Here is a 15,584-nt window from a genome sequence, read left to right as displayed (position 1 = left end):
GGCCCGGGGCGGGGCGGGCGGCTCAGGCGTGGAAGGGCAGGCCCGCGTCGGCGGCGAGTTCGAGGTCGTCGCCCTCGGGCGGCGGCAGCAGGCTGGCTGAGCCGTCGCTGACGGGGACCACGCCCAGGTCGAGGAGCTCGGCCATGGCCGCGCTGCCGGCCATGTCGCGGACCTGGAGCTGGTAGCGGGGGGTGGTGCGGTACGTGCCCCCGGCCTCGTCGCCGGTGCGCTGGAGGAAGCCGGAGTCGGTGAGGAAGGCGGCGGCCTTGCCGACGATGCCGGTGGTGGAACCGGCCAGGCGGCGGGCGTCCTTGGTGGCGCCGGTCGCACTGCGGCGGGCGTAGACCCGCCAGGCGGCCTCCAGGCCGGGGGCGTCGGAGGCCGGGTCGGTGTTCTCGCCGAGTTCCTCGGCGCGCTCCTCCAGGCGGCGGCAGGACTGCCGGACGAAGGCGTCGACGCCGTTGACGGTGATCCGGCCGATGTAGCCGTCGTCGGCGAGGTCCTCGGGGCGGGGGAAGGCCAGGGCGGCGACGGCGAGGTGCGCGAGGCCGTGCAGGAAGCGGTCCGCGGAGTCGGCGGTGGTGCGGCGGGCGTAGTCGCCCATGCGGACGGCGAAGACGGAGTCCTCGCCGGCGGCCACGGCCATGCCGGCGCGGGAGGACACCTCCAGGACGACCAGGCCGAGGCCGGTGGCGACGGCGTCGGCGAGCCGGGCGAAGGCGGGGTCCTCGCGGTAGCGGCGCAGCAGTTCGGCGTACTCGGCATCGCGGGCAGGGAGCAGCTTGGGCTGAAGCCCGAAGGCCACGAGGCGGGCCGCGTCCGCGGCGTCCGCCGGGGTGACGCCTCCCTGCGGGGCGGTTCCCTGCGCGGCCTGGACCGGAGCCGGGGCCTCGTGGGCGTCGGGCTCGCTCCACGCGGGGTGCTGCTCGGCGTGGTGGTCGCTCACGGGTGGGTCTCCTCGGTGGTGCGGGTGGGGCTCACGCGGGTGGGGCGATGGCCGGCGGCGCTCGACTGGGCCGGCTTCGGGCCGGTGGGGCTCGGCTGGGCTTGGCCCGGGCCGGTGGGGCCCGGGCCGGTGGGGCTCGGCTGGGCTCGGCTCGGGCCGACCGCGCCCAGGCCCGTGGGGCTCGGCTGGGTTTGGCTCGGACAGGTGGTGCCCGGGCCGGTGGTGCCCGGCTGGGCTTGCCTCAGGCCGACCGCGCCCAGGCCCGTGGGGCTCGGCTGGGCTTGGGTCGGGCCGGTGGCGTAGTGCGGCGCGGTGGCTTCGGCGGTGGGAGGTGTTCCCCCGCCCCGCCCCTTCCCGAAATCGGAGGCAAGCCCCCGCGCCCCCGGGTGGGGTCGCGTCGCCAGGGCCTCCGCCCCGGTGACGGGGGGCGTCACCCCCATCGGGGACATGACGCCCGGGTACTGGTCGACGTCCGGGCCCGGGGTCCCGCAGGGTCCGGGGCGACGGCTCTCAGGGGTGGTATCGACCACGGCCGCGGCCGCGCGCGTGGTGTCAACCGCAGCCGCGGGAGCACGCGTGGTATCGACCACGGCCCCGGCCGCGCGTGTGGTGTCGGCCATGGCCCCGGCCGCGCGCGTGGTATCGACCACGGCCCCGGCCGCGCGCGTGGTGTCGTCCATGGCTGCGGGCGCGCGGCGGGCCTCCCGGGGAACGTCCCGGTCCCGACCGGCCGGGATCGTACGGTCGGCGCCCCGCGCGACGGGGCCGCCGGGCGTGGCCGTGGAGCGGGGCGCGCGCGTGCGGCCCGCGTCGAGGGGGGCCGGTGCGCGGCGGGCAGGCTTGCAGGGGCTCGGTGCAGTTCCCGGCCGGGGCGGGGTCATGCCGCCTCCGTGCGGTCTGCCGTCATGGCTGCCGCGTCCAGGAGGGCGGTGCCGACGATGAGGTCCGCGCCGCCGAATTCGGGGTCGTCCAGTTCCGTGCCGTCGTCGACCGCGAAGAGGAGCCGCTCCTCGCCCTGGCGGTACGCCGTGCCCACCGCCGGGCTCGCCGCGTGGACGGCCAGCAGGGCGACCAGGTACGGCAGGTCGGGGTCGGAGCGGCGGGCCTCCGCCAGGAGGCCGGACAGGCGGCGCGGGGCGTCGTGCGGGAGTTCGAGGAGTTGCATCGCGGCGGCGAGCTGCTCCTCGCTGAAGCGGCTGTCGTCGGGGGTGGCGATCAGGTCCGGCTCCGGCATCTCCAGACCCAGGTGCTCGCGCTCCACGGGCGGGGTGAGGAGGATCTCCACCAGGTCCGCGACGCGGACCGAGACGGGGGTGCGCAGCCCGACGCCCGACGCGAAGAAGGCGTCGGTGACCCGGATGGCCTGGGCGACGGGGAGCGGGAGGGAGGGAGCCACGAGCTGTCCGTACAGGTCGATCCCGGAGCGCGGCGCGGGGGCCGCGAAGGCCTGGCGGTCCTGTTCGGCGCGGAAGAGCGGGCCCGCGTCCAGCAGTCGGGACTGGAGCTGGGTGTGGCGGCGGATGCAGTCCTTGACGATGTCGACCAGTTCGGCGGCGCGGCGCTTGTTGTCCGGCTCCTCCGCCTCGTCGCGGGCCTTGCGGATGTTGGTCAGGATCGCGTTCTCGTGGCGGTAGCGGTCGGCGACGTGGTCGAGGGCCTCCGCGATCATGTCGGGGACCGTGACCAGCCAGTCCACCGCCCGCACGTTGCGCCGGGTCGCGTCCAGCGTGCGGCGCAGGGTCTCGGCGTACTGGACGGTGCGGTAGCGGGCCTGCTCGGCGGCGAGTTGGGCGTCGGCGAGCCGGCCCCGGCTGATCAGGACCTCCAGCTTGACCTCGGCGGCGATCTGCGCGCTGGTGACGTCCGTGTCGAGCGCGCCGACCAGGACGTTGACGGCCTCGTCCGTCGTGCGCAGGTACACCGCACCGCCGTAGCCCGGGACTTCCTCGATCAGCTTGAAGTCGTAGTCGCGGCGGACGTACACCCCGTCCGGGCCGAACGTGCCGTAGATCGCGCGGAATCCGCGGTCGACGCTGCCGACGTTGATCAGGTTCTCCAGCACCCAGCGGGCCACCCGCTCGTGCTCGGCCGCCGGGCGCGCCGGTGCCTGGGCGGCGACGCGCGGCAGCAGGCGGGCCACTATCTGCTCGTGGTCCGCGCCGGTGTCGAAGTCCATGTTGAGCGTGACCAGGTCGATCGCGGCGAGCGCGACCTCCGCCATCGCGTAGACCCCGTACTCGCCGGCCAGGTTGGCCTTGCGCACGTCGAGGTCGTGGAGCGGGGCGGTGCAGGCGAGCGCGCGCAGCCGCCGGGCCAGGCCCTCGTCGGCGGCCGGGCCCGGCGCCGGGGAGGGAAGGGTCTTCGCCGGGGCAGGGAAAGTCACGGGCAAAGACTAGGCGCTGACCCTGACAACATCCCAAACGGGATGGTTCGCCCGATCCTCTCGACCGGCCGCCCGCGGCGGGCCCGCGCCCTGTTCTACGCTCACCGCATGGCTTCCATGATCACGCCGGACACCCCGGCGGCCGCCCCCGTGATCGATCTCAACGCCGACCTCGGCGAAGGCTTCGGGCGGTGGACGCTGACCGACGACGAGGCCCTGCTGTCCGTCGTCACGAGCGCCAACGTGGCCTGCGGCTTCCACGCCGGCGACCCGTCCATCATGCGCCGCGTCTGCGAGCTGGCGGCCGCGCGCGGGGTGCGGATCGGCGCGCAGGTCTCGTACCGGGACCTGGCGGGCTTCGGCCGCCGCTCCATGGACGTGCCGGCCGGTGAGCTGGCCGACGAGGTGGCCTACCAGATCGGGGCGCTGGAGGTCTTCGCGCGGGCGGCCGGCTCCCGGGTCTCGTACGTGAAACCGCACGGTGCGCTGTACAACCGCACCGTGCATGACGGGGACCAGGCCGGGGCGGTGGTGGCCGGTGTGCTGCTCGCGGCCGGTCCCGCCGGGCTCCCGGTGCTCGGGCTGCCCGGTTCCCTGCTGCTCGCCGCCGCAGGGCGGGCCGGGCTGCCGACCGTCCCGGAGGCCTTCGCCGACCGCGCCTACACCCCCGCGGGCACCCTCGTGCCGCGCGGCGAGCCGGGCGCCGTGGTCCACGACCCGGACGCGGTGGTGGCCCGCGCGGTGGACATGGCCGCCGGGCAGTCGGTGACGGCCGCCGACGGCTCCCGGATCCCGGTGGCCGCCCGCTCCCTGTGCCTGCACGGCGACACCCCCGGCGCCGCGGACCTGGCCCTGCGCGTGCGCGGGGCGCTCGGCGGGGCCGGGGTCCGGGTGGAGGCCTTCGCGTGAGGGCGCTGGAGGCCGGCGCCGGGGCGCTGCTGCTGGAGCTGGACTCCGCCGAGGAGGTGGCCGCGCTCCACGCGGAGCTGCTGCGCCGCCGGGACGCCGGTGACGAGCTGGGCGGCGTACGGGAGATCGTGCCGGCGGCCCGGACCGTCCTGCTGGACGGGGTGCGGGAGCCGCGCGCCCTCGCGGCCCGGATCGCCCGCTGGCGGGTCCCCCCGCTGGCGCCTGCCGACGGGCCGCCCCCGGTGACGGTGGCGGTGCGCTACGACGGCCCGGACCTCGCGGAGGTGGCCGCGCTGTGGGAGGTGCCGCCCGAGGAGGTGCCCGGCATCGTCGGCGCGGTCACCTTCCGGGTGGCCTTCTGCGGGTTCGCCCCGGGCTTCGGCTACCTGACGGGCCTGCCCGCCCGCCTCCACCTGCCCCGGCGCGCGACGCCCCGTACGGCGGTACCGGCGGGCTCGCTGGCCCTCGCGGGCGAGTACGCGGGGGTCTACCCGCGCTCCTCCCCCGGCGGCTGGCAGCTGATCGGGTCCACCGACGCGGTGCTGTGGGACCCGGCGCGCGAGCCGGCGGCGCTGTTCGCGCCCGGGGTGCGCGTGCGGTTCGAGGAGGCCTCGTGAAGGCGCTGGAGGTCGTACGGGCGGGCGCGCTGACCACCGTCCAGGACCTGGGGCGGCCCGGGTACGCCCACCTCGGCGTACCCCGGTCCGGGGCCCTCGACACGGGGGCGCGGGCGCTGGCCAACCGGCTGCTGGGCAACCCGCCCGGGGCGGCCGTCCTGGAGACGACCCTGGACGGCGTGGGCCTGCGGGCGGTGGGCGGCCCGGTGACGGTGGCCGTGACCGGGGCGCCCTGTTCGGTACGGGTCTGCGGGCGCGCGGCGGCCTGGGGAGCCCCGGTCCTGCTGCGCGCCGGGGCGGAGCTGGAGGTGGGCCGGGCGGAGTCGGGGGTGCGCGGCTACGTCGCGGTGCGGGGAGGGTTCGCGGTCGAGCCGGTGCTGGGCAGTCGCTCGACCGATCTGCTGTCGGGCCTCGGGCCACCGGTCCTGGCGGTGGGGGCGCTGCTGCCGGTGGGCGCGCCGGGTCCGGATCCGGTGGCCGGGGTGGACGCTCCGGCGGCGCCGGGGCCGCCCTCGGAACTGGTGCTTCCGCTGCGGCTGGGGCCGCGGGCCGACTGGTTCGACGCGGAGTCGGTGACGGGGCGGCTGCTGCGGGCGACCTACCGGGTCTCGGCCGCTTCGAACCGCATCGGGCTGCGGACGGAAGGGCCGCCGCTGGTTCGGGGGCGGGGTGGTGAGCTGCCGAGTGAGGGGATGGTGCTGGGGGCGGTGCAGGTGCCGCCGGATGGGCAGCCGGTGGTGTTCCTGGCCGACCATCCCGTGACCGGGGGGTATCCCGTCGTCGGGGTCGTGCCGCCGGGGCTCGCGCTCGACGCGGCCGCCCAGGCGGGGCCGGGGGTTCCGATCCGCTTCGTACGCCTCTGACCAACCCGGCCCCACCGGGGCTCCCCGGCTCCCCCACGCCCACCCCGGGCCCTGATGTGCCGCCGGGGCCCGGGCGGGCACCATACATCCCGCTTCGAGGCCCGGCCGGACACCGTATGTGCCGCTGCGCGGGGCAAAGTCCCCTACCCACCCTTCCACCGTTCCCCGGGCCAGCCCGGACCCGCGCCTCAAACGCCGGCGGGGCTGGAGGAGGCCCCGGGCTCTGCCCGGACCCGCGCCTCAAACGCCGGCGAGGCTGGGTGGGTACCCCCGGCCGGGGCCGGGAAGAGGCCCCGGGCTGCGCCCGGCCCCCTGGGGCTCCGCCCCAGACCCCGGTCCTCAAACGCCGGACGGCTGAGAGGAACACACCCCGGCCGGGGCGGGGAAGCGACCCCAACCGGGGCAGAGAACCCGCGGAGTTACGAGGATGCGTCCCGGGGTGGGGACGGGGGTGGGGTGGGGTGTTGGTCTGGACGTAAAACGTGATTTGTGGCGCGAAAACAGCCCGCCACCCTGTCGAAGCCGATGTCAGGGCGCCTAAATCATGAGTCCAGACCAACACCCCACCCCACCCCCGGCCCCGCCCCACCCGCAGCCGGCCGACCGACCGACAGAGCGACCGACTACATCGCCGACTCCGGGGTGATGCGGCTGCGGACCGCCGACTGGACTTCTTCTTCCTCCGCCGGGTCCGCCGCCAGCCGCCGCAGCCGCGGCGCCACTCGGGCGTCGGCCGTTTCCGCGTGGCGGGCGGCCACCTCGCGGGTGGTCTCCTCGCAGTCCCACAGGCACTCGACGGCGAAGCCCGCCGCGAAGGAGGGGTCCGTCGCCGCCAGGGCCCGCGCGGCGCGGCCGCGCAGGGCGGAGGAGGCCGTCTCGCGGTAGACGTGGCGCAGGACGGGGGCCGCACAGGCGATGCGGAGCCGCCCGGCTCCGTCGACCAGGGTGAACAGCGGCGCCGAGTCCGGGCCCGAGCCACGGACGGTGGAGCGCAGGGCGCCGAGGACGAGGGGGGCGTCTTCGGTTCCGCCGCGGGCGGCCAGGAGGGTCGCTGCGGCCGTTCCGAGGGCGTCGGGGCGCTGGACCCAGCGCCGGGCCCGCTCGACGGCGGCGGGGCCGCACATGCGCTCGTAGGCGGCTACGGCCGGCTCGTCGCCGGCGGCTTCGATGAGGTCCAGTACGGCCGGGTTCTCCGGCTCGGCGAGGACCAGGTGGTGCAGCGCGGTGGCGCGTGCGGCCTCTCCGGATGCCCCGGCGGCGGCCGCCAGGATCGCGGAGCGGTCTTCGGGGGTGGCGACGGCGGCCAGGCAGCGGGCGGCCGGGACGTGCAGGGGGGTGCCCCGGCGCAGTCCGTCGGCGGCCCAGTCGAAGACGGCCTGGACGCCCCAGCCGGGCTGGGGGCCGCGCGGGGTGAGCTGGCGCTGCCAGCGGTCGAAGGAGCCCTGCTGGCGGGCGGCGCGCAGCCGCTCCGCGTACGCGGGGTCCTCCTCCCACAGGCACCAGGGCCTGGGCTCGTAGGCGTCGCGGACGGCGGCGGCGAGCAGCGCCTCGCCCTCGGGGGTGGCGGGGAAGCGGGCGAGGACGGAGGCGGCCAGCGACCGCAGCCCCTCGTCGTCGTCGCGCAGGGCGAGCTCATCGAGGGCCCAGGCCCAGTTGGCGCCCGTGGCGGCGTAACGGCGCAGCAGCATGAGCGCGTCGTCGCGGCCGTACGAGGCCAGGTGGCCCAGGACGGACAGGGCGAGGCCCGTGCGGGGGTCGTCCTCGTCGAGGAGGTCGTCGACGCCGAAGAGGTGGGCCTCGATCTCACCCAGGGGGCCGTCGAGATCCAGGTACAGGCGTGCGTAGTACAGGGAGCGGTTCTCGACCTGCCAGTCCTGGCGCGGATCGCCGGCCACGCAGTGGTTGAGCGCCGCGAGGGCTTCGGCCCTGGGCGCCGCGAGTGCGTGCAGCGTGCCGTCGCCGCGGCCGCGCTGGAGGAGACCGAGCAGGGTACCGCTCGGCGCTATGACTGGTTCGAACATGGGAATGGCCTCAAATCAAGCTGGGGACGCAACCGGGAATCGGAGTTCACACGGCCGCGTAACAGCTTGCGAGGACGTCCGCCGTCAGGTTCCGCTCGATGTAGACCATTGCCTTCTCACTCTCGTCGGTGCTTCACGGCCAGGGCGGCGGTCCCCCGGCAGGAGTGGGGGACGGACACCCGTTGTGTCCTGCCCGCTCCTGCCCGTCCGCCCTGTCCGCGAATCGAATCCGACGCCATGATGACCCAGGCGGTTTGTGCGCCGCGACCACATTTAAGGCCGCCGTGACCAACCCGTGAGGTCTGGACCAGCACAGAACCGGCCAGGGAGCGGCAAAAACCGGACTACTTGGCTCCGAAAAGCTCCAGCAGGTCGGCCTTGGCGAACATGCGGGCCGTGTCCACGGCGGAGGGCGTTCCGGCGTTCGGGTCGGCGCCGCCGGCGAGCAGTGCGCGGATGACGGCCTCCTCGCCCTTGAAGACCGCTCCGGCGAGCGGGGTCTGGCCGCGGTCGTTCGCACGGTCGGCCTCGGCTCCGCGGGCCAGCAGGGCCGTGACGGCTTCGGCGTGGCCGTGGTAGGCGGCGAGCATGACGAGGGTGTCGCCGCGGTCGTTGGTGAGGTTCGCAGGGACGCCCGCGTCCACGTACGCGGCCAGGGTCTCGGTCTCGCCCCGGCGGGCGAGGTCGAAGATCTTGGTGGCCAGCTCGACGACGTCCTCGTCGGGAACGTCCGGGGAGCCCTGGGAAGCCTGGGAGTCCTGGGATTCCAGGGAGTCCTGGGAGCCGTTCTCGACGTGCTCACTCATCGGTCGTACCGCCTTTCACGGGCAGGGCTGCGCACGGCACTGCGTCCGTACGGGTGAAGCGTCAGAGTAGCGCCCGGACCTGCACATGAGAGGCGCGGGCCGAGGCAATGATCACCTTGCGGCCACCCCGAGGCCGCCGTGCCCCCAACCCGCCGGGCCCGCCAGCCGGGATGGGCCGGTCAAGTGAAAAATTGCCGCATTCACCCGTATGCACCTTTTATCGCATTGATACTTCCTGTGAGCCTGGAAGAACTGATGGTGACTGTCCCCACCCACCAGGAGAACTGACTCATGGTCCTGTCCATCTCAGGTGTCGTCCTGCTCGGCATCATCTGCTTCCTGTTCTTCAAGAAGGACGGCATGAAGCTCACGCACGCGTTCGTGTGCGCGCTCTTCGGCTTCTTCCTCGCCGGCTCCGCCATCGCCCCCAGCATCACGGCGAGCACGGCGAGCCTCGCGAGCCTGCTCGGCGGGATCAAGCTCTAGCGGCCGGCCCCGGCACCCACCCGAAGCTTCCACAACTCCAGGAGACGCCCGTGGCCCGGCGCCCACTTCCCCGCATCCTCAGCAGCGGCAGCATGTCGCTCACCCGGGGCCGCGACTTCGCTCGCACGGCCGCCGACAGCGCCACGGACGTCCTCCATCCGCTCCTCACCATCGGACGCGGCCTGCGCGTCCTGGCCTCGGCCGGACGCCGCAAATGGTGCGACACCCCCAAGGACAAGCGGGGTCCCGCGCTGTTCCTGGGCGCCGCCTGCGTCCTCGTGGTCGCACTCGTCCCCTACGGACCGCTCGTCGCCCTGATCACCCTCATGGCGGCGGCGGCCTGGCAGGGACGCGACCGCACCCCGGTGAAGACCGGGCCCAGCGATGCCGAGACCGAACGGCTCGGCTCCCTCTACGAAGCCCTCGTGCCGTACTTCTCCATTCCGGAGGACCCGAGCCCCCTCTTCGCCCACGGCGGCGAGTGGGACAAGGCCTTCAGCGGCTACGAGTTCGACGAGGCGGGCCGCGTCACCCGGCTCCACATCCGCTACCCGGCCTACTTCACCGATGGCGAGGCCGCGTCACGGGCCCGGATCGAGGCACTGCTGCACGCCAAGTCCGGGCGCGGACGGGAGTATCTCTTCGACTGGGACGAGGAGGGCAACCAGCTCGACCTGAGCGTGCTGGCGGCGCTGCCCACAGGCATCGCCGCCCAGCCTTTCGTCACCTCCCCCGGTGAGACCGTGCTCGGCTTCACCGACCCCGGCAGCGTGCAGCGCACCTTGCCCGTCCTGGACGGCGACGAGCCCCGGGACGTGCCTCCGGTCATCTGGCGCACCGGCTCCCGTTCCGCCGAACCCCATCTGCTGGCCGTGGGCCAGCCCGGCAGCGGTACGTCCACGCTGCTGCGCTCCATCGCCCTGCAGGCCCTGCGGCACGGGGGCGAGGTGCTGATCGTGGAGGGCGGCGGCACCGGCGAGTACTCCTGCCTCTCCGGCCGCGCCGGCGTCCTGGCCGTGGAGTGCGGGCCGAGCGGGGCGCTGGCCACCCTGGAATGGGCCGCCCGCGAGACCGAGCGGCGCCTGATCGCCGCCCACCGGGCCCGCGAAGCCGGACGGCCCGCCCCCGAGGACACCCGGCGCCCGCTGTGGATCCTGCTCGACCGGCCCAGCGTGCTGGCCCACCTGGCCACCGCCGAGGGCGCCCCCGACCCGATCGCGCAGCTCCAGGTGCCGCTGCGGCACGGGCGCGCCGCGCACGTCACCGTGGTGGTGGCCGAGCAGTTCGACCACCTGGAGCTGCTCAACGACTCCGTCTGGCAGCACACGAGGGCCCGGGTGGTGCTCGGAGCGGCCACGATCCAGCAGATCGCCGACGTGCTGGGGCTGCCCCCGCACACCACTCCGACGGCCGTACTGCCGCCGGGGCGCGGGTACGCCCGGCTCGGCGCCGGTCCCGTGCACCGGCTCCAGGTGCCGGCCACCCCGGACCCGTACGACGAGGCCACCCACCCGGGACACCGCCAGGCGGTACTGGACCTGCTGCCCGAGCGGCAGGCGCCGACCAAGCCCGTCCCGGACCACGTCACCCTGAGCAAGCCGCTGCACATCGTGCAGCCGCCGGCCCAGGCGCAGGGCCCGGCGATCGACGCCTCGGACATCCCCGAGGTCCCGGCGGACGCCCCCTAGGCCGTCTCTTTCGGATCTTGCCGGGCCCGCGGCGCCCGGCACCGCGAGCTCGGCAGACAAGATCCGAAAGAGACGGCCCAACCCCTCCTACGCGACGAAGGTGCGCGGCGGCTCCGCCCCGCCGCCGCCCGCTCCGGTGGCGACCAGCCGGGCCGCGGCGGCCAGCCGGGCGGCCGCTTCCTCGGCCACCGGGCCGCCGACGGTGAACGGGAGCCTGACGTATCCCTCGAAGGCCCCGTCGACACCGAACCGGGGCCCCGAGGGGACCCGTACCCCCACCCGTTCCCCCACCTCGGCCAGCCGGGAGCCGGAGAGCCCGCCCGCGCGGGCCCACAGGGTCAGGCCGCCGAGCGGGACCCGGAACTCCCAGTCGGGCAGCTCCCGGCGTACGGCCGCCACCAGGGCGTCCCGGTTCTCCCGGGCCTGGCCGCGGCGGACCTCCACGGCCTGCTCCCAGCCTCCGGTGCGCATCAGCCAGTCCACGGCGAGCTGTTCCAGCACGGGCGTGCCCAGGTCGGCGTAGGCGCGGGCGGCCACGAGGCTGCGGATGACGTCGGGGGCCGCACGGACCCACCCGATGCGCATGCCGGCCCAGAAGGCCTTGCTGGCGGAGCCGACCGTGATGACGGTGGAGCCGGCCGGGTCGAAGGAACAGACGGGGCGGGGCATCTCCAGTGCCGGGTCGAGCTGGAGCTCGACCATGGTCTCGTCGGCGACGAGGACGGTGCCGGCCGAGCGGGCCGCGTCCACCATCGCGCGGCGCTGTTCGTCGGAGGCCAGGGCCCCGGTCGGATTGTGGAAGTCGGCGACCACGTAAGCAAGTCGGGGGGCGGAGTCGCGCAGCACCTGGCGCCAGACGTCCATGTCCCAGCCGGTCAGGCCCTCCCCCATGGCGACGGGCACGAGGCGCACGCCGGCGGCGCGCATGAGCTGGAGGATGTTGGCGTAGGACGGGGATTCGACGGCGATGCGTTCTCCGCGCCCCGCGAAGAGGCTGCAGATGGCGTCGATGGCGCCCATCGCGCCCGTGGTGACCATGATCTGCTCGGGCATGGTCGGGATGCCGCGCTCGGTGTAGCGGTCGGCGAGCATGCGGCGCAGCGCGGGCAGCCCGGCCGGGTAGTCCCCGTGGGTGTGGGCGTACGGCGGGAGTTCCTCCAGGGCGCCCTGGACGGCTTTGGTGAGCCAGGGCTCGGGGGCCGGGAGGGCGGCGCAGCCGAGGTCGATCATCGAGCCGAGGGACTCGGGGGGCAGGGGCTCCAGGCCGCGGGCCGGCATGGGGTTGCCGGCGGGCACCGAGGTCCAGCTGCCCGCGCCCCGCCGGGATTCGAGGAAACCCTCGCCGCGCAGGGCCTCGTAGGCGGCGGCGACGGTGGTGCGGCTGACGGAGAGCGCCACGGCCAGCTCCCGCTCGGCGGGGAGCCGGGCGGCGACCGGGATGCGGCCTTCGAGGACGAGCAGGCGGATGCCGTCGGCGAGCGAGCGGTACGCGGGCAGCTTGCGCCCGCCGGGCGCGGCGGCCCGGCCCTGCTGGGAGGTGATGAGCCGGCCGAGCTGTGCGGCACCGACGGCCGAGGTCCACTGCGCCATGGGTTCGGGTCCACCTTCACGAAATTGGCCCCTGCCGGCCCCTCGGGAACGGCATTGGATCGATCCTTGGGGTCCAGAGTGCCACGGGGCGACCGGAGGCCGGGGCTCAGGGGTGCCACCGAGGGAGCGGGGCGGGGCGAAGGAGGCCAGTGCCGGGCGGGGCGGGGCGGAGGAAGCCGGGGCGGGGCGGGGCGGAGGAGGCCAGGCGGTCGGGGCGCCGGCGGCCAGGGCTGGGCGGGCGTTCACCGGCCGGACACGGGGGCGGTCCCGGCCCGGCGCGGGCAGGGGGCATACTGCCGCGGTGACGCACGTACGCCTACCCCACCCTTATCTCGACCACCCGGGTCCGATCCCCTTCGCGCATCGCGGCGGGGCCGCGGACGGGCTGGAGAACACCGCCGCCGCCTTCCGGGCGGCGGCGGCCGCGGGCTACCGGTACTTCGAGACCGATGTGCACGCCAGCGCCGACGGGAAACTGGTCGCCTTCCACGACGCCACCCTGGACCGGGTCACCGACGGGCAGGGGCGCATCCGCGAGCAGCCGTGGAGCCGGCTCCGCGAGGTCCGGGCTGGCGGCAGCGAGCCCCTCGCGCTCTTCGAGGACCTGCTGGAGGAGTTCCCCGAGGCACGATGGAACGTGGACATCAAGGACGAGTCCGCCGTGCACCCGCTGATCGGCCTGATCGCGCGGGCCGGGGTCTGGGACCGGGTCTGCGTGGGCTCCTTCTCTGAGCGCCGGGTCGCCCGGGCCCAGAAGATCGCCGGCCCGCGGCTGGCGACCTCGTACGGCGTGGCGGGGGTGCTCGGGCTGCGGCTGCGGTCGTACGCGATCCCGGCCGCGCTGCGCGCGGGCGCGGTGGCGGCGCAGGTGCCGGAGACCCAGGCGGGCATCCGCGTGGTGGACCGCAGGTTCGTGCGGACGGCCCATGAGCGGGGGCTCCAGGTGCACGTGTGGACCGTGAACGAACCGGAACGCATGGAGGCTCTCCTGGACCTGGGAGTCGATGGCATCATGACCGACCGGATCGACATCTTGCGCACGGTGCTGGACCGGCGCGGAGCCTGGGCCTGACCGGCCCGTTTCGGGCTGCGCGCCCGGTGCCGGCGGCCGCGGCGGTACGGGGACCAGCGAGGGGGCACCAATGAGTGCGCAGACGACGGAAGACGCGGAACCGGGGGCCGAGGACGGCAGAGCCGCCGCCACGGCCGCGCGCAAGCGCGAGCAGCGGGGCTGGTACTTCTACGACTTCGCGGTGTCCGTCTACTCGGCGAGCGTGCTCACCGTGTTCCTCGGGCCGTACCTCACCTCGATCGCCAAGGCCGCGGCGGACGCCGAGGGCTTCGTGCATCCGCTGGGGATCCCGGTGCGGGCCGGTTCCTACTTCGCCTACGCGGTCTCCGCCTCGGTGATCCTGGCCGTGCTGCTCATGCCGCTGGCGGGGGCGGTCGCCGACCGGACCGGCCGCAAGAAGCCGCTGCTGGCCGTGGCCGCGTACACGGGGGCAGCGGCGACGGCCGGCATGTTCTTCCTGGCCGGCGAGCGCTACCTGCTCGGCGGGCTGCTCCTGATCGTCGCGAACGCCTCGCTGTCGGTCTCGATGGTGCTGTACAACGCCTATCTGCCGCAGATCTCCACGCCGGACGAGCGGGACACGGTCTCCTCGCGCGGCTGGGCCTTCGGCTACACCTCGGGCTCGCTGATGCTCGTGATGAACCTGGCGCTCTACATGGGCCACGACTCCTTCGGGCTCACCGAAGGCATGGCGATCCGCATCTGCCTGGCCTCCGCGGGCCTGTGGTGGGGGGCCTTCGCGCTGATCCCGCTGCGCCGGCTGCGGGACCGCGCCGTGGTCCGGGAGCCGGGTGCGGCCCCGGCCGTCAGCGGCTGGAAGCAGCTCGTCGCCACCCTGAAGGACATGCGGCGCTACCCGCTGACCCTGTCGTTCCTGCTGGCGTACCTGATCTACAACGACGGCGTGCAGACGGTGATCTCCCAGGCCTCGATCTACGGGTCGGAGGAGCTGAAGCTGGAGCAGTCCACCCTCATCGGGGCGATCCTGCTCGTCCAGGTCCTCGCGGTGGCCGGTGCGCTGGGGATGGGCCGGCTGGCCCTCCGGTACGGCGCCAAGCGGACGATTCTCGGCTCGTTGGCGGCCTGGGGGCTGACGCTGGCCGCCGGATACTTCCTGCCGGCCCGGACCCCGGTGTGGTTCTTCGCACTCGCCGCGATGATCGGACTGGTGCTCGGCGGCAGTCAGGCGCTCTCGCGCTCGCTGTTCTCGCACCTGGTCCCGGCGGGCAAGGAGGCCGAGTACTTCTCGGCGTACGAGATGAGCGACCGGGGGCTGAGCTGGGTGGGCCCGCTGGTTTTCGGGCTCACGTACCAGGTCACGGGCAGCTACCGGGACGCGATCATCTCGTTGGTGGTCTTCTTCGCACTGGGTTTCGTGCTCCTCGCCCGAGTGCCGGTGCGGCGCGCGGTGGAGGCGGCGGGCAATCCTGTACCCGAGCGGATCTGACCGGGGATCCGCCGCATCCGACGGATCCGAGGGGTCACAGGCACGCGAATTCGGAACGAATTTCGACGTTCAAGCTAAGGGCCGGTAGTGTACGCCTTTGGCCTGCCAGGCGGACCGTTACTGCGCGCTTGTGAAGTGAAGACGTTGGGTGACATCTGCTGCCAGATGTGACAAAACGGGCATTGGTGGGTACAACAAGGGGCGGTACGACGGGCGACGCATGACCCGGAGCGGGAATCTATACCGCCGACCGGACGTTGACCGGATGACGACGACAGCGACACCTGTCCTGTGGGCGACAAGCCCGGGAGGCACGATTCATGAGTGAGCGAGCTCTCCGCGGTACGCGGCTCGTGGTTACCAGCTACGAGACGGACCGCGGCATCGATCTGGCCCCGCGCCAGGCGGTGGAGTACGCATGCCAGAACGGACATCGATTTGAGATGCCGTTCTCGGTTGAGGCAGAAATTCCGCCGGAGTGGGAGTGCAAGGCGTGTGGCGCCATGGCACTCCTGGTGGACGGGGATGGGCCCGAAGAGAAGAAGGGCAAGCCTGCGCGAACGCACTGGGACATGCTCATGGAGCGGCGCACCCGCGAGGAGCTGGAGGAAGTGCTGGCCGAGAGGCTCGCGGTCCTTCGCTCCGGCGCCATGAACATTGCCGTGCATCCGCGCGACAGCCGCAAGTCCGCCTGACAGCCGGACGCCACCAGCGGCAAGCAGCACCGTAAGACAGCACCAAGCCGAGGGGCCCCAC

13 protein-coding genes are annotated in these 15,584 nt (G+C 74.3%); 8 read left to right on the top strand and 5 right to left on the bottom strand.

Going from position 1 to position 15,584, the window contains the following annotated elements; genetic code table 11:
• Nucleotides 1-22: 22 nt before the first annotated feature.
• On the bottom strand, nt 23-946 hold the full coding sequence (locus tag ACZ60J_RS26585) for a hypothetical protein (RefSeq protein ID WP_469685555.1): 924 nt from the start codon (nt 944-946) through the stop codon (nt 23-25).
• Between the two features lie 877 nt (nt 947-1,823).
• A complete protein-coding gene (locus ACZ60J_RS26580; protein WP_469685553.1) occupies nt 1,824-3,329 on the bottom strand; it encodes a hypothetical protein in 1,506 nt (501 codons plus the stop codon).
• A gap of 108 nt (nt 3,330-3,437) precedes the next feature.
• On the opposite strand from ACZ60J_RS26580, the gene ACZ60J_RS26575 reads away from it, so the two are divergent.
• Genes ACZ60J_RS26575 through ACZ60J_RS26565 form a run of 3 tightly spaced genes read left to right on the top strand, consistent with a single transcriptional unit; the run spans nt 3,438 to nt 5,718 of the window.
• On the top strand, nt 3,438-4,238 hold the full coding sequence (locus ACZ60J_RS26575) for a LamB/YcsF family protein (protein ID WP_469685551.1): 801 nt from the start codon (nt 3,438-3,440) through the stop codon (nt 4,236-4,238).
• Nucleotides 4,235-4,855: a 5-oxoprolinase subunit B family protein gene (locus ACZ60J_RS26570; RefSeq protein ID WP_469685549.1), complete on the top strand. Its 621-nt coding sequence runs from the start codon at nt 4,235-4,237 to the stop codon at nt 4,853-4,855. Before ACZ60J_RS26575 ends, ACZ60J_RS26570 begins: the two co-directional genes overlap by 4 nt.
• The gene (locus ACZ60J_RS26565) at nt 4,852-5,718 is read left to right on the top strand and encodes a 5-oxoprolinase subunit C family protein (RefSeq protein WP_469685548.1); all 867 of its coding nucleotides are present in this window, start codon (nt 4,852-4,854) and stop codon (nt 5,716-5,718) included. Before ACZ60J_RS26570 ends, ACZ60J_RS26565 begins: the two co-directional genes overlap by 4 nt.
• A 623-nt stretch (nt 5,719-6,341) precedes the next feature.
• On the opposite strand, the gene ACZ60J_RS26560 is transcribed toward ACZ60J_RS26565, so the two are convergent.
• Together ACZ60J_RS26560 and ACZ60J_RS26555 are read right to left on the bottom strand one after the other, a co-directional pair.
• On the bottom strand, nt 6,342-7,739 hold the full coding sequence (locus ACZ60J_RS26560) for a HEAT repeat domain-containing protein (RefSeq protein WP_469685546.1): 1,398 nt from the start codon (nt 7,737-7,739) through the stop codon (nt 6,342-6,344).
• 344 nt (nt 7,740-8,083) lie between these two features.
• A complete protein-coding gene (locus ACZ60J_RS26555) occupies nt 8,084-8,545 on the bottom strand; it encodes an ankyrin repeat domain-containing protein (protein WP_469685545.1) in 462 nt (153 codons plus the stop codon).
• A gap of 291 nt (nt 8,546-8,836) precedes the next feature.
• Between ACZ60J_RS26555 and ACZ60J_RS26550 the strand changes: the two genes are divergently transcribed.
• Both ACZ60J_RS26550 and ACZ60J_RS26545 read left to right on the top strand, forming a co-directional pair.
• Nucleotides 8,837-9,031, top strand: coding sequence for a hypothetical protein (locus ACZ60J_RS26550; protein WP_007262923.1), 195 nt, complete (start codon nt 8,837-8,839; stop codon nt 9,029-9,031).
• A gap of 50 nt (nt 9,032-9,081) precedes the next feature.
• On the top strand, nt 9,082-10,719 hold the full coding sequence (locus ACZ60J_RS26545) for a P-loop NTPase family protein (protein WP_469685543.1): 1,638 nt from the start codon (nt 9,082-9,084) through the stop codon (nt 10,717-10,719).
• Between the two features lie 87 nt (nt 10,720-10,806).
• Here the strand turns inward: ACZ60J_RS26545 and ACZ60J_RS26540 are convergent, their stop codons facing one another.
• A complete protein-coding gene (locus tag ACZ60J_RS26540; protein WP_469685542.1) occupies nt 10,807-12,309 on the bottom strand; it encodes an SCO1417 family PLP biosynthesis transcription factor in 1,503 nt (500 codons plus the stop codon).
• 301 nt (nt 12,310-12,610) lie between these two features.
• On the opposite strand from ACZ60J_RS26540, the gene ACZ60J_RS26535 reads away from it, so the two are divergent.
• The 3 genes from ACZ60J_RS26535 (at nt 12,611) to ACZ60J_RS26525 (ending at nt 15,523) form a co-directional block, all read left to right on the top strand.
• A complete protein-coding gene (locus ACZ60J_RS26535; RefSeq protein ID WP_469685541.1) occupies nt 12,611-13,381 on the top strand; it encodes a glycerophosphodiester phosphodiesterase in 771 nt (256 codons plus the stop codon).
• Between the two features lie 70 nt (nt 13,382-13,451).
• The gene (locus tag ACZ60J_RS26530; protein WP_469685540.1) at nt 13,452-14,828 is read left to right on the top strand and encodes an MFS transporter; all 1,377 of its coding nucleotides are present in this window, start codon (nt 13,452-13,454) and stop codon (nt 14,826-14,828) included.
• A gap of 320 nt (nt 14,829-15,148) precedes the next feature.
• Nucleotides 15,149-15,523 (top strand): RNA polymerase-binding protein RbpA, encoded by a 375-nt coding sequence (locus ACZ60J_RS26525; RefSeq protein ID WP_007262928.1) that lies wholly within the window; start codon nt 15,149-15,151, stop codon nt 15,521-15,523.
• Nucleotides 15,524-15,584: the final 61 nt, after the last annotated feature.

It is taken from the genome of Streptomyces sp. NPDC104226 (assembly GCF_055584085.1).
This window is presented reverse-complemented; position numbering and strand designations above follow the sequence as displayed.

Bases quoted from the DNA above. Each gene is read 5' to 3' on its own strand.
- ACZ60J_RS26560 (WP_469685546.1), bottom strand. From the start codon at position 7,739: ATGTTCGAACCAGTCATAGCGCCGAGCGGTACCCTGCTCGGTCTCCTC.
- ACZ60J_RS26525 (WP_007262928.1), top strand. From the start codon at position 15,149: ATGAGTGAGCGAGCTCTCCGCGGTACGCGGCTCGTGGTTACCAGCTAC.
- ACZ60J_RS26555 (WP_469685545.1), bottom strand. From the start codon at position 8,545: ATGAGTGAGCACGTCGAGAACGGCTCCCAGGACTCCCTGGAATCCCAG.
- ACZ60J_RS26530 (WP_469685540.1), top strand. From the start codon at position 13,452: ATGAGTGCGCAGACGACGGAAGACGCGGAACCGGGGGCCGAGGACGGC.
- ACZ60J_RS26550 (WP_007262923.1), top strand. From the start codon at position 8,837: ATGGTCCTGTCCATCTCAGGTGTCGTCCTGCTCGGCATCATCTGCTTC.
- ACZ60J_RS26540 (WP_469685542.1), bottom strand. From the start codon at position 12,309: ATGGCGCAGTGGACCTCGGCCGTCGGTGCCGCACAGCTCGGCCGGCTC.
- ACZ60J_RS26575 (WP_469685551.1), top strand. From the start codon at position 3,438: ATGGCTTCCATGATCACGCCGGACACCCCGGCGGCCGCCCCCGTGATC.